General features: G+C 28.2%; 9 protein-coding genes. 3 read left to right on the forward strand and 6 right to left on the reverse strand.

Translation table 11 applies throughout. The features are described from left to right. Positions 1-24: 24 nt before the first annotated feature. Positions 25-657, reverse strand: a complete 633-nt coding sequence (locus ECAJ_RS03405; protein WP_011304773.1) for a histidine phosphotransferase family protein — start codon at positions 655-657, stop codon at positions 25-27. A 148-nt stretch (positions 658-805) separates the two neighbouring features. Between ECAJ_RS03405 and purM the strand changes: the two genes are divergently transcribed. Next, complete coding sequence (gene purM, locus ECAJ_RS03410) at positions 806-1,834, forward strand: phosphoribosylformylglycinamidine cyclo-ligase (protein WP_011304774.1); 1,029 nt, start codon at positions 806-808, stop codon at positions 1,832-1,834. Positions 1,835-3,543: 1,709 nt separating this feature from the next. On the opposite strand, the gene ECAJ_RS03415 is transcribed toward purM, so the two are convergent. Beyond that, on the reverse strand, positions 3,544-4,476 hold the full coding sequence (locus ECAJ_RS03415) for a tyrosine-type recombinase/integrase (protein WP_011304775.1): 933 nt from the start codon (positions 4,474-4,476) through the stop codon (positions 3,544-3,546). A 206-nt stretch (positions 4,477-4,682) separates the two neighbouring features. Here ECAJ_RS03415 and ECAJ_RS03420 point away from each other — a divergent pair, with 206 nt between their 5' ends. Further along, positions 4,683-5,657 carry an NAD(P)H-dependent glycerol-3-phosphate dehydrogenase gene (locus ECAJ_RS03420; RefSeq protein WP_011304776.1) on the forward strand — a complete coding sequence of 325 codons (975 nt, stop codon included), beginning with the start codon at positions 4,683-4,685 and terminating at the stop codon, positions 5,655-5,657. A 1,404-nt stretch (positions 5,658-7,061) separates the two neighbouring features. Here the strand turns inward: ECAJ_RS03420 and ECAJ_RS03425 are convergent. From ECAJ_RS03425 to ECAJ_RS03440, 4 genes are all read right to left on the reverse strand, one after another. Further along, positions 7,062-8,477 (reverse strand): sigma-54-dependent transcriptional regulator, encoded by a 1,416-nt coding sequence (locus tag ECAJ_RS03425; RefSeq protein ID WP_011304777.1) that lies wholly within the window; start codon positions 8,475-8,477, stop codon positions 7,062-7,064. Between the two features lie 275 nt (positions 8,478-8,752). Next, complete coding sequence (locus ECAJ_RS03430) at positions 8,753-9,580, reverse strand: cell division protein FtsQ/DivIB (protein ID WP_011304778.1); 828 nt, start codon at positions 9,578-9,580, stop codon at positions 8,753-8,755. 1,164 nt (positions 9,581-10,744) lie between these two features. Then, entirely contained in the window at positions 10,745-11,686 is a 942-nt protein-coding gene (gene gshB, locus ECAJ_RS03435) for a glutathione synthase (protein WP_011304779.1), read from the reverse strand. Between the two features lie 316 nt (positions 11,687-12,002). After that, positions 12,003-12,593 carry a BON domain-containing protein gene (locus ECAJ_RS03440; protein WP_044262182.1) on the reverse strand — a complete coding sequence of 197 codons (591 nt, stop codon included), beginning with the start codon at positions 12,591-12,593 and terminating at the stop codon, positions 12,003-12,005. 398 nt (positions 12,594-12,991) lie between these two features. Here ECAJ_RS03440 and aspS point away from each other — a divergent pair, with 398 nt between their 5' ends. Beyond that, entirely contained in the window at positions 12,992-14,764 is a 1,773-nt protein-coding gene (gene aspS, locus ECAJ_RS03445) for an aspartate--tRNA ligase (protein ID WP_011304781.1), read from the forward strand. Positions 14,765-15,085 lie beyond the last annotated feature (321 nt).

Here is a 15,085-nt window from a genome sequence, read left to right on the forward strand (position 1 = left end):
AACTAAAATTATCAACTTTTTAAATTAAATGCATACAAAAAATTTAAATATTGTTTCCTGTACTTCATATGTCATTTTTGCATGATAATTGTCCAAAAGCATCATAAGAAAATTTACCTGGATGTTCTTTGTATTTAATTCTCTATTGGATATATCTCTGTCAAGAATACTTTTAATACTGTCATGTACTTCTATTTTCTGTGCACAAGCTACTATTTCCAATAACAAACCACCATCACTTGACTTAGACAATGTAACTTTTACTTTACTTCCATTAATCATAAAATACATCAATATCATAACCATATTAGTAAGTAACTTATTTACTTTTTCAACTAATTCAACATCAAAAAGTTGTACATCTACATCCCATTCAAGCAAAATTTTCTTTCTTTTGAGATAATTTTTTATATTATGCTTGGTAACACCAAAGTCACCATTATCATCAGAAATACTATAAGCTTGTTTCAATAATTTAAATTTATTCATAACATCATTAGCTGCATCAGAAAGCAAAGACATCATATCTTCACACAAACCTTCATCATCACTTAAACATTCTATGTAATTTACTATTGCACCTACAGAACCAGCTAAATCATGTAACAGTCTTGCAGACACCAATTCTACATTTGATAAAATATCACTATTTTGCATAAACCTCCTATATTTACTTTACGCCATTTTAACATATCAAAAAAAATAATCTTACTAACTAAATAAACAATTTTTTATATGAAGTTCAAACATTTAATGCTATCCTAATCAATTGCAAAAATAAGTTTTACATAAAGTTAAGGTACATATGACAACATATTCAAGTTCCGGAGTTGATATTGAATCTGGTAATAGCCTAGTAGAAAAAATCAAACCAATTGCATCATCAACATTTAGGCCAGGGGTACTTGATAGCATAGGGTCATTTGGAGCACTTTTTGATATATCAAAAATAAAAGAATACAACAAGCCTGTCCTAGTCTCTTCAACTGATGGAGTTGGTACAAAACTATGTATAGCTCAAGAAGTAAATAATCATAAAACTATAGGCATAGATCTTGTAGCAATGTGTGTTAACGATGTTTTAGCACAAGGAGCAGAACCACTATTTTTCCTAGATTATTTCGCAACAGGACAAATAGATCATAACATTGCATTAGAAGTTATTAATAGCATAGCAGTAGGATGTAAAAAAGCAAATGTAGCACTAATAGGCGGAGAGACTGCTGAAATGCCTGGAATGTATAGCGATAATAAATATGACATAGCTGGTTTTGCAGTAGGTATAATCGAAGCAGAAAATATCTTACCAAAAAGTAACAATATTAAAGCCGGAGACATAATACTTGGCTTAATTGCAAGTGGATTACATTCAAATGGATTTTCACTAATAAGAAAAATCATCAGCGACAACAAAATTAATTACCATGACATATGCCCTTGGTCTAATCAAACATGGGCAAATTATCTACTTACACCAACACGTATCTATGTAAATTCTCTATTACCAACAATCTCACTAGTGAACGGATTGGCACATATCACTGGCGGAGGATTCATATACAATATACCACGTATAATTCCAAATCACTTATCAGCAACAATTGATTTAAACTCTTGGAAAATGCCACAAATATTCCACTGGTTAAATACTGAAATGCAAATACATCAAATGGAATTACTCAAAACTTTTAACTGCGGTATCGGCATGATATTAGTTATACCACAAGAAAATGAATGTCAAGTATTATCATTACTCAAAGGCATAGATGAATCCGTATACAAAATCGGGGAGATTACAGAAAGGACAACTGAAGATCAAGTAATATTTAAATAAATACAGCCAATAACCATATTACTAAATAGACAATAATAACATGATCCTCAGCTTTTTTTATTTTAAAAAATTTCTAATAAATTACTACATTAAATTTGTAAAAATTGCCTTATACTACCACTCCTCCACATGTGTCTCGTCATAGTTTTGCTACACACTTGTTGCTAGTGCAAATATTAGATCTATAAAAGAATTGTTATGTCATACTAATTCATCAACTCATTACTATTAAAAAGTTTATAGTGAACCATACTTTATAGAATCATCTCACTTATTAACATGCCTCATGTTGATTACAAATAATTATGCTTTTTTATACACTAAACATGTAACACACTATAATGTTCAGCTTTCACAACTAAATCATCATAATATCTACATAAAACTAGCAAATCCTCAGATTATTTTTATATCATAACCTCACATGCTCATTATAATACACAGTATTCTTTCATAATTTAAGTATAAAAACTTCAACACAAAACTTTTATTAGCAACTTATTACAAACTATATAAAGCTTTAACTATAATACTAAACTTTATATAATCATCTTCGTACACTAATTTTCATATTTGTATAACCAGTAATCCTTTCATAACTTAAAGGTACAGCCACAGTAATATTCAGCAATATTTTACAATTAAATCTAATAATCTATACAGTAAACACTAAGATTATTCTGTATATTACTAACTTTCGACTGATTATAACTAACAATAATTTTCAAACTAGTACATAAAAACTTCAATAACACTATTTTCATTGTAAAATTACAAACTATAGAAAATTTTAACTAAAATTACGTCTTACAAATATTTACTACTGCTTTTCACATTTTCTACAACCAGTAAAAAATGTAGTCATATAATGTTCAGTAATATTCTTATGATTAAATCACTAATAAACTAGCAAATTCACATGCTATTTATATTATCACATTCTACACTCATTATAATCAACTGTGCTTTATAACTTAAGTATAAAAACTTCAACACAAAACTTTTATTAGCAACTTATTACAAACTATATAAAGCTTTAACTATAATACTAAACTTTATATAATCATCTTCGTACACTAATTTTCATACTTGTATAACCAGTCATCCTTTCATAACTAAAGGTGCAGCCACAATAATATTCAGCAATATTTTTATACTCAGATTATCATAAGGTACTATACCAAATTTTTAATCTTACTTATTACAACTGTCCATGATGATGATTACCAACAGTACTTTCCACAACATCTCATTATTACTATTCTTCACATTTGTCATAAACCAGTATTTTTTTATAACTTCAAAATACAGTCACTACAATTTTAAGTGATATTTTCAGCATTAAATTGTAAGATCCGCTATATCAAATTCTTAAACTATCTATATACACTACAACTTTTCATAATGATTACTTTACAAACAGTACTTTTTACAACATTTTATTATTACCATTCTTCACACTTGTTATAACTAGTATTTTTTACGACTTAAAAATACAGTCATTAAGTGATATTTTCAGTATTAAAGCATGTAAGACTTACTATATCAAGCAGCCTACTACTATTTATACATTATCATTTTTCAAACTTATTATAACTTATTGCATTTCTTATAACTTGAATGTAAAAACTGTAATACTACTTCAAAGACATTGCTAGACCAGTGCACACTTTACCATGATCATCTATCACTTATTAGATCTATCATAATTAAGAATGCTTTTTTATAACTTGAGGATGAAAATTTTTGTAATGATCAATGATACTTTTATGATCTAAATGAGTATAAATTTGTGTAGTTGATAAATTAGCATGACCTAACAATTCTTGTATAGATCTAATATCTGCACCACTTAACAACAAATGTGTAGCAAAACTATGACGAAACACATGTGGAGTAGTAGTATCAGGCAAGCCTATTTTTTCACAAATTTTCTGTATCCTATTTGCAAAATAAGTTCTTCCAAGTTTTTTACCATTAACACCTACAAAAATGTATTCATTACCAACTGAATTCAATTTTGTATGATATGGGCAAAACTTTATATATTCATCTAAACTGTTACGTACTACAGGTAAAATAGGTAATATTCTTTCTTTATTGCCCTTACCAGTAATTAAAATTTCCCCTGTTCTAACATCTTGAAATTTTAAACCTACTGCTTCACTAATTCTTAATCCACATCCATAAAGCAGCATAATTATTGCAAAATCACGTTTAAATACCCAATTATCGTGTAAGCTATAATAATTCACTATATTTTCAATGTGAAACTGACCCAATGTTTTAGGTAAAGCACTTTTAAGTTTTGGCCTAGATAAACAAAATATTGATTGGTTATCTACATCATAAGTACGTGACAAATACCTAAAAAAATTTTTCAATGCTGATAAAGATCTTGCATTTGTTATAGCCTCTACATTAGCCTGATACCTAAATGTAAACCACTTCCTTAAATCTGCAACTTTAATATTTACAACATCCTCCAAAGTAACAGGACGTAAAACATACGTATATAAAAACCCAAGAAATTTATTAACATCTCTTACATAAGCATCAACTGTATTGACTGAATACCTTCTTTCCTTTTCTAGCCAAGACACCCATTCATTTACAATAATACAAAGTTTTTCATCCTTCATATGTTAAAAACATAAAAATTTTAACGCATAGTATCATATAACTTATAAGAAACACAAAACATTCATATGAACATCATTTTTATAAAAATTTACACTAACACGTTAAAGTTTATTATTAACCATACACCATATTAATTCAGTTCTTAACACTATATAATATATAATATATAATCCCATCCATCTAAGTGCTTTATAAGTAAATAAAAATGAAAATAACTATTTTGGGTGCAGGATCATTTGGGACAGCAATCGCAATTGCATTATCTTCAATCAGCACTTCAATTAATCTATGGGGACGCAATCACACAGATATGCAATCTATAACAATTAATAGAAAAAATCTTAAATACTTACCAACATATGAATTACCAGATAATATCATTCCAAGCAGCAGTATAGATGAAGTATTATCAGATCATAATACTTGTATTATCCTTGCAGTACCTACACAACAACTACGCACACTATGTCTTTACGTACAACAACATATTTTCGAACAAACACCTCTACTAATTTGTAGCAAGGGCATTGAAAACATATCACTCAAATTTCCAAGTGAAATAGTAAAAGAAATTCTACCAAACAATCCAACATATATATTATCAGGACCAAGCTTCGCAAAAGAAATTGCAGCAAATCTGCCTTGTACTATAGTACTTGCAGGAGAAAATGAAGTTTTAGGTACATCACTAATTAATAAAATGAGTAATAAAACTTTCAAAATCGTCTATAGCAAAGACACACTAGGAGTACAGATTGGAGCTGCATTAAAGAATATAATTGCAATTGCTTGCGGAATAATAACAGGAAAAAATTTGGGAAATAATGCTGTAGCAAGTGTAATTGCTAAAGGAATGGAAGAAATAAAAACCTTATATACCGCAAAAAATGAGACTATTAATCTTTCAACCTTAATTGGTCCATCATGCCTTGGAGATCTAATATTAACTTGCACTACTACACATTCACGTAACATGTCTTTTGGAGTAGCGATAGGTCAAGGAGAAGACATAAACAAAATGCTGAATAAAAAATCAGAAATTATAGAAGGTGTTAGTACCGTAAAACCACTAATTTCCTTAGCAGAAAAACTCAATATAGAACTACCAATTTGTACGTCTATATACAACTTACTTTATAAAAATGTATCACTAGATAAAACAATATCAGAGATATTATAGAAATTGTTATAAACCCAACGTCAAAATCATACACCATATTATAACAAAATCTAAATACAAATAACCTAGGCTTATTTAAATCAAACATAGATATTACTTTACATTACAACAAATCAGTACAGATTTTTCATATTATTCTAGAATACAAAAAACTCATTACTATAGTATCAGCTATACAAATCATCAAAAAATACAAGATAAGAAATAAGACCTCACTAATTGAGCACAAACTAGTATCTGTATGCTAAAGTGGATAATATCAATACGTTACAATACACTTAATTTTTCAGTACATGACTTCTTTAGGAATATTTTCCAGAAAAATTATAACCGTAAGTACTAATGTAATTGTAACAAATCTTACACAAGTATTAGAATTTATACTTACTTACACATTATACAACAAACATACACATACCATAGCAAGATTCATCTAAATAAAAATACATAGGTATTACTATAAACCTAGCTAGGCTTTATTAGTATTTTCATACTAAATTACAATATAAAAACACATTACAACAGAATCAACAACACACAAATTCCCTTCAAATATAATATAAAAAAATAATACTGATTGATAAATTTAGTACAAACTTTAGCATCTATATGTTAAGTAGACAACATCCATAAATTACAAATAGATTAATCTTAATATATATCTTGATAATATGCTGCTAGTAAAATCATAACTGGAAGTACTATACAATTATAACAATTTTCTGAAATTAGAATTTACGTATAGGTATAACCTAAAGCACAACTTATTTACAATAATGATTAATATTACTTAGTAATTACCAACCCACTACAGATCTTAGGTTGTTAATGTCAAACTAGCGTATCAAAAACATATCATAATGGGATTAGGCAGCACAAATTATCAAAAATACAATGAAGAATGAGACTTCACTAATTGAGTACAAACTAGCATCTGTACGTTAAGTGTATAATATCAATACATTACAATAAACTTAATTTCAGTATATAACTTCCTTAGAAATATGTTTTTAGAAAAATTACATCTGGAAGTACTATATAATTGTAACAAATTTTACACAAATATTGGACTTGTATACTAACTTACATGTAATATATTATACAGAATCTGCATACCAATACATAACACAAGATAAAATAATTATTAAAGATATTATTAATAAGCTGTATAAATTTTGTAATACACCACAAATCAAAAACAAAAGTTCTAAATAATTATTAGATATCTAAAAAAATAGCCTTAATAAATAATATTAAACCCACTATAAATACATTACTATGAGTTGAATATATGAATATTATACTTACTCTAGACTAAAAAACATAACTATAAATCTAACATTCCCTACTATAAATATATATAATAAGCAACAATAATATAAAAAAACTAATATACAATCATCGTTACTCAGATATATTACACAATCCTAAAACTTTTAATTTTCGATGAAGTGCAGAACGTTCCATACCAACAAATTCAGCAGTTTTTGATACATTACCACCAAAACGTGACAATTGAGTTTTTAAATATTGTCTTTCAAATTCTTCACGTGCCTGACGTAGAGGAACAGATATTACTTTAGCACTCAGAACATCATTTATAGGTGAATTAGATACTATATCTACTGGAAGATCCTTTGCAGTAATAACCTCCTTAGGAGACTTCATAATTAATATCCACTCTATAACATTACGTAATTGACGTAAATTACCCGGCCATTCATAAGATTGCATTGCTATTAAAGCTTCATCACTCAATATATGAGTACATAAACCCATCTTTTTACATATGCTATTCATAAAATATCTACACAATTCTGGAATATCAGTACAATACTCAACCAAAGATGGAACCCTAATTGGCAAAACATTTAATCTATAATATAAATCCTCACAAAATTTTCCTGCTCTTACTTCATTTTCTATATCTTTTGACGATGAAACAATAATCCTAACATCCACACTCACAGGAACTTTGCTATTTTCTCTATATATTTTACCTTCTTGCAACAATCTAAGTAATCTTAACTGTGTATCATAACGTAAATCTGTTACTTCATCTATAAACAGTGTTCCACGATTTGCCTGCTCTATGATACCAATATGAGGAGGTACTCTATGAGATAAAATATTACTACTCTCCTCACTACCAAATATATTCACCAAGTAATTGTTTGCAGGTAACATAGATGAATACATTGATATAAATGGTGTATCATATCCTTTTGATTTTTTATGTATTAACCTAGCAACTACCTCTTTCCCCACACCAGGTGATCCAGTAATCAAAATACGACTAGACGTTGCAGCAGCTTTATTAACCATACTTCGCAAATTTTTTATCACAGAAGAGCTACCAACTATTTCATAATCTTCAAATGCTGATTTTAACTCATCATTTTCTCTACGTAACCTACCAGACTCTATTGCTCTTTTCACTACTAATTTCAATCTACTTTCTGTAAAAGGCTTCTCTATATAATCATAAGCACCTATATGTAAAGACTTCACAGCAGTAGCAATATTACCATGTCCACTAATTACAATAACAGGCAAATGTGGATATCTTTCCTTAAGCTTTTCCAAAACACTTAACCCATCAATATCTGATCCTTTCAACCATATATCTAGTAATACAACATCTGGCTCTTTTTCATAAGCCATCTTAATAGCAGACAATCCATCAACTGCTAACTTAGTGCCATGATTATCATCGCTTAATATATCTTTTATTAAATTTCTGATATCACCTTCATCATCAACAACCAATACTTCAGAAATATACAATCTTTCCTTGGACATTTCAAAATCCTGCGCCATAATTACCTACAATACTAATGAAACACCGCAAAACACAGTGTACTACATAACAAGTACACCTAATAATACTACCACTCTTGTTAATGATCAACAACCAATATATAAAATTCATCATTTTTACTCTATAAATTTTAAATATATAATAAAAATTTATTATAATAATAGTTAACTTATCAAATATATGAGTCCTATATATCCAAATGAATAAATAAACAAAGTAACATCTTAACTTACCACCAATCTTATAAATCAATTATAACCAATTATTAATAAAATTACTCTTCTATGTTAATTTGTGTAGGGACACGCATATCAACAGTTTTCCAAATTAAAAATTCACTAGAAGCTTCACATATACTTAGTAAGTTATTCCAAGCATTATAAGGATTTTCTTTAGGTAATTTGATATTTAACCCACTAGACAACACAATATCCCAACTACCATCATCAAAATAAAACATAGAAGAAATCATATTGCTGAGAACACTATTTTCATTGACTAGCTTTTTTATAAAATGTAACCCTTGCAATGCTTCATTACCATATATTGAAACTAAATCATCCTGTTCATCATAATCGCTAACAATAACATGTCCTGTATCATCAATAATTGAACTGCCATCATCATGATACCAATTTGCAAATGGTAAATATTCTAGTACTCTTATTTGCAAAACGTTAGGCAATAACCTTTTTACTGAAACACTTTTAATCCACTTACTACTATCTTTTATTTCCTTCTGTAACTCACTTAAAGGTAGAAATAAAATAGATTTATTAACGCTAACAAATCCACGAATATAGTCTGAAGGTACAAATTTGTTGCCATTAATAACTATATCATCAACAGCAAATCCACAATTTATTAACTTATCTGATATATAATGTGATATAATTAGAGCACAATTTCGAAATTTATTTGCTATTTCACCTTTAAAAAAATATATAAAGGTAATACTAATAATAATCATTAAAAAGAAAACCAAATTCTTGCGTGTAAAAAAACGCATACTTGATTTAAAAATATTAACGCTACCAATATTACCAGCATTACTCAAGGACCGATAGTCATCTATATCTTTAAGATCACTAATTTCTCTCATAACACTTAACCTAACTAATTTACAGATTTTCGTTTTAAGCACTAACTAATTAACAGTAGATCATTCAACACCTTATTTAAGTATAAAATCAATAATGTAAACTATATTTTACAAAAAACTTAATCACTAAAAATAACACAGCAATTTAAACACTTATACAAAACCCCACAAGTAACAAACATATAATTCTTTTAGAATAAAGGAACAATAAACTCCTTTAAAACAAATTTTAGTATCAACAAACACAGTTTACACATTAGACTAAATCTAAATTATGTACAACATCAAACTTTTACAAAAAAGAAAAAAATTACACTAAAAATCAATATTTATCTAAATCCATAACATAAAATTTAGCAAAAACAACTCACAATACTATATTTAGAATTTCAAGTTATAAAAAATAAAACTACAATTAATAAGAATTTATGCAAATTATCAATTAAACTACAAATTAGTAGCTATTTCTATATAAAAATTACAATTATAACAAGGGATTAAAAAAACTACATTGTATGATAATATACACTCAACAAGTTATAGAATAACTGTAAAATTTACATCATTCATTAGTATTACTACTACACTCTCAACAAAACTCTTTTTAAAACAATCCAGATATTTTTCTATAAATATTATGCACAACCCATCTGCAAAATGTATATAAACAAGTAATATTTACTTTATAGTACTACTATAAATAAAAAATACATTTTACTTAGCAGCAATATTTACTTTACTAAATTTTGTAGAGAACTTTTTTAAGTAACTTCAATATTTTTTCACCAATGTACTAGGCACAACTCTTTTAGAAAATATATATAAATAAGTAACACCTATTTTAAATTACTATCAATATTCACTTAGTAACATCATGCACATTTCTTACATTGTGTATAGAACTTTTTTAAAACAATTCCAATATGTTTTTACCACTGCATTATTCGTCATCCTTTTCGAAAAGATAAGCAATATTTACTTTATATAATTACTATAAAATAAAAACTCTATTTCACATATTCACATCATTTACACTTATTACACTTTGCATAGAACTTCTATCAAAGCAATATTCTTCACCAATGTACCATATATAATCTTTTTAATAAATTTACAAGGATAAGTAATATTTACTTGATATAACTAACAAATTTCTTAGTCACATTACTGACATCCATTAAGTTTCTTATAGAATTTTTCTTCAAAACAATCCCAACATTTTTTCTCCAAAGATACTCCGTATAACTCATTTATCTGTAAAATACCACAAGGAGAAGTAACATTTACTTCTATTAAGTACCTATCCAAAACATCTATTCCAACAAATATAATGCCTTTTCCTAACAATTCATGTTCTATAGCTGAACATATCGCTAAATCTCTATCTGACAATGCAGTAGCTTCTGGAATTGATCCAATACTCAAATTAGTCCTAATTTCTCCATCAAATGATATTTTACGTTTGAGCACACCTATAGGCTTACCATCTAAAAGAACAATTCTTTTATCATTGCTGATATTTGGTATAAATTTTTGAGCAATTATAGGACAGCCATATTTTTCGATCATTAACTCTATTACAACATTAATATCAACATTACTATGCATCCTAGTAACATCATTTCCAGCATAACTGTATAAAGGTTTTAATACTATATCCCTATGCTCTTGATAAAAATCCTGCAATATAAGACGATCTTCAGTTATTACAGTATCTGGTATAAATTCAGGAAATAAAAGCGGTAATAATTTCTCTGAATAATCCCTAAGACTTCTAGGATGATTTATCAAAAGAGGTTTTTTGAGTTTTTCTAAAATATATGTACACGTAATATAACGCATGTCAAATGGTGGATTTTGACGGATAAAAATTATATCAACATGCTCAAGTAATAACTCTTGCACATTAGCAAATTTTAGTCTACCTCCATCCAAAGTTACTAAGCAAGCCCTAGCAACTGGAACATTACCCTTTATCGATAATTGATCAGGAGAATAAAAAAAGACAGTATGTCCTCTAGCTTGGGCTTCCTGTATAAACTTAACTGATAAATCCTTATCAACAACAACATCCCTATCCATCTGAAAAGCAACAACAAGTGCCATATATTTCCTTACATTTTTAATCTATACTAATAACTTCTTATAAAAGAAAAAACCTTATTTTATTCAAATTAATACAATAAAACTTACAAGATACCTAAATATAAAAAGATTATTCTACTTTTAGAAGTATTCATACTATACAATATTACAAACAACAACAACTTATCAGAGATAAAAAAACAAAATCACTACAGCAGATATATTAAATAATGCGTATGATATACTATTACATTAATAAAACAATTGATTGAGTACACACCTATTACAAAGAGTAACACTACAAACTCAGATTCAAATTGATAACAAGTAAAGATTACTAATTACGCAATTTGCTATCTTTCAACCTCACATAGCTAACCACTTGTTTTACTTTTTTCACCTTCTGTGCTATCGATACCACTTTATTCAGCTCTTCTTGATCTTGAGCTATACCCATCAAATAAACAATTCTATCTATTGTGTTAACACTATAATTCATAGATTTAACTTTACTTTGAGAAAGTATTCGTGCTTTAACTTGAGCACTAATTGCAGCATCAATAGCTGTCTCTTTTAAATTAATTGATCCTTTATCTACAGTTATCTCATTAACAACTTCTCTAACATCCTTTTGCTGCCATGAAACTTTTTCAGCTGTTATTTGATCATCCAACGATTTTACATGTCCTAACAATAATACACGTCCTTCACTTACTTTAACAGTTACCTGAGGAAATAATCCCACTTTAAATAGCTCTTTATTAATTCTAATCAATATTGCCGTATCATCTATAGTGTCACCAATTGACCTATCCTGTAATGTAATAATTGCACCTGTAGTGACAGCAAGACCAGCCATTATTCCAGAACAACCAGTTTGGTTTATCATTAATAAAATCACCAATAAAAAATTTACTAGAAGACGCATATGGAATAATAAAAGCATAAAGCGATAGAGTTTATGCTATACAACTTTTTACAGTGTGTAAATAGTAAAATATTTTATACCTTTTTAAGATATAAATTATCTTAATACTTTAGTAATCTCAAGATTTCAACAATAATTCAATAAAATTAGCATTTATCTAAAAAAACATTACCTAAATTAATCTTATCACTTAATACAAATAAAATACTTTGTTTGTAACAATTATCAAATTAGAACTATAAATACAAATCCTAACTACTAATTATATAGATTTAGTAGAAACATATTTTAAGCATAACATTATTCTTAACAACTTTATTTAATAACAATCTCTCAAAAAGACTTTCAATGTATATATTATAGTATAAAATAAAGTGAAGTTGAAAATATAGATTTTTATGAACATATACAGAACACACCTGTGCAATGAACTAAGGGAAGAACATATTAACCAAGAAGTAATTCTTTCTGGATGGGTATATAGAAAACGTGATCACGGAAAAATTATTTTTGTAGATTTACGCGATCACTATGGAATAACACAATTAGTATTTAACGAAGCTGATAATGAAATTTTTCAACTAATCTCTTATCTAAAATTAGAAAGCGTAATTACAATAAAAGGTACAGTAGTAGCCAGGGATAGTTCTACTATCAATACTACAGTCAGTACTGGATTAATTGAAGTTGTAGTAAATCATGTCACAATTGAGTCAGAAGCAAACCTCCTACCAATGAATATAGCATCAACTCAAGAATATCCAGAAGATATAAGATTCAAGTATAGGTTCCTAGATCTAAGGCGTGACAAAGTAAAACATAATATAATCTTAAGATCTAAAGTCATTGCAGAACTAAGAAAAAGCATGGAAAATATGGGTTTCATTGAAATACAAACTCCTATTTTGACATCATCATCTCCAGAAGGAGCTAGAGATTATTTAGTACCAAGTCGTATACACCATGGAAAATTTTATGCTTTACCTCAAGCTCCTCAGTTATTTAAACAGATATTAATGGTAAGTGGATTCGATAAATATTTTCAAATAGCACCTTGCTTTAGAGATGAGGATGCAAGAGCAGACCGCTCACCTGGAGAATTCTATCAGTTAGATATGGAAATGTCTTTTGTTACACAAGAAGACGTATTCAATGTTATTGAACCAGTACTACTCAATATATTCAGTAAATTTTCAAGTAAAACTATTCACAAAGAATTTCCAAGAATATCATACCACAATGCAATGCTATATTATGGATCAGACAAACCAGATCTGAGAAACCCATTAATAATTCAAGATGTCACAGAAATTTTCAGAGATTCACAATTCAATATCTTTAACTCAAACATCAAAAAAGGAATGGTAGTAAGAGCAATACCGGCACCTAAAACAGCAAATAATCCTCGCAGCTTTTTTGATAATAAAATTGAATTTGCAAAAACGTTAGGAGCACAAGGATTAGGGTATATTACCTTCAACGATGATTCTTCTGCTAAAGGACCTATAGCTAAATTTTTAGACGAAGAGAGGTTAAATAAAATTAAGTCTATCTGTAATTTACAGACTGGAGATAGTGTATTTTTTGTATCAGAAACAGAAGACAAAGCCGCAGAATTTGCAGGAGAAATAAGAACAATATTGGGAACAGAGCTCAATCTAATTGAGCCAGATACCTTTAGATTTTGTTGGGTTGTAGATTTTCCATATTTCAAGTACGACAAAAAAGAAAAATCTATTGGATTCTTTCATAATCCTTTTTCAATGCCACAAGGAGGTTTAGAAGCTCTAAATAACCAAGATCCATTAAGTATACTCGCATACCAGTATGACATAGTATGTAACGGTATAGAAATTTCCAGTGGAGCAATACGTAACCACAAACTGGATATTATGTATAAGGCATTTTCAATAGCAGGTTATACTCAAGAAATGGTAGATAAAAAATTCAACTCTCTTACACGTGCTTTCAAATTTGGAGCACCACCACATGGAGGGATTGCTCCAGGGATAGATCGTATGGTAATGCTATTAGCAGATGCAACAAACATTAGAGAAGTTATCTGCTTCCCACTTAATCAATCTGGTGAAGATTTACTTATGGGCGCTCCATCAGAAATAGACACAGAACATTTAAAATTGTTATCACTAAACATTACAAAAAAATCTTAATCAGTTTTAGCACCGAATATTTTTACCAACTATTTGAGAAATATGGAGTGACATTGTATAAAAGCTTGATTTTTATTTTATTGTAAATAATTTACTATCTGCATATTAAGTAATTTCAGCAAGCAAGTTTTTCAACACTGAAAACAATTACAACTTTTATAAATATTACACTAACAATATATCTATTAGATACCTAAATTTATTTCACTATAAACAACGTACTACTCGCACATAAGCATTTTAATAATATAAGGTCAAATTAAATGCTAAATGATACAGTGTTAATAAAACCTTGTAGTAACTTATAACTCAGATATTTAG

This window comes from Ehrlichia canis str. Jake (assembly GCF_000012565.1).
In the GTDB taxonomy this organism is placed as follows: Bacteria; Pseudomonadota; Alphaproteobacteria; order Rickettsiales; family Anaplasmataceae; genus Ehrlichia; species Ehrlichia canis.

What these genes read in the sequence shown, in the direction of transcription:
- ECAJ_RS03405 (WP_011304773.1), bottom strand. Translation starts at nt 657, where the DNA reads ATGCAAAATAGTGATATTTTATCAAATGTAGAATTGGTGTCTGCAAGA.
- purM (WP_011304774.1), top strand. Translation starts at nt 806, where the DNA reads ATGACAACATATTCAAGTTCCGGAGTTGATATTGAATCTGGTAATAGC.
- ECAJ_RS03415 (WP_011304775.1), bottom strand. Translation starts at nt 4,476, where the DNA reads ATGAAGGATGAAAAACTTTGTATTATTGTAAATGAATGGGTGTCTTGG.
- ECAJ_RS03420 (WP_011304776.1), top strand. Translation starts at nt 4,683, where the DNA reads ATGAAAATAACTATTTTGGGTGCAGGATCATTTGGGACAGCAATCGCA.
- ECAJ_RS03425 (WP_011304777.1), bottom strand. Translation starts at nt 8,477, where the DNA reads ATGGCGCAGGATTTTGAAATGTCCAAGGAAAGATTGTATATTTCTGAA.
- ECAJ_RS03430 (WP_011304778.1), bottom strand. Translation starts at nt 9,580, where the DNA reads ATGAGAGAAATTAGTGATCTTAAAGATATAGATGACTATCGGTCCTTG.
- gshB (WP_011304779.1), bottom strand. Translation starts at nt 11,686, where the DNA reads ATGGCACTTGTTGTTGCTTTTCAGATGGATAGGGATGTTGTTGTTGAT.
- ECAJ_RS03440 (WP_044262182.1), bottom strand. Translation starts at nt 12,593, where the DNA reads ATGCGTCTTCTAGTAAATTTTTTATTGGTGATTTTATTAATGATAAAC.
- aspS (WP_011304781.1), top strand. Translation starts at nt 12,992, where the DNA reads ATGAACATATACAGAACACACCTGTGCAATGAACTAAGGGAAGAACAT.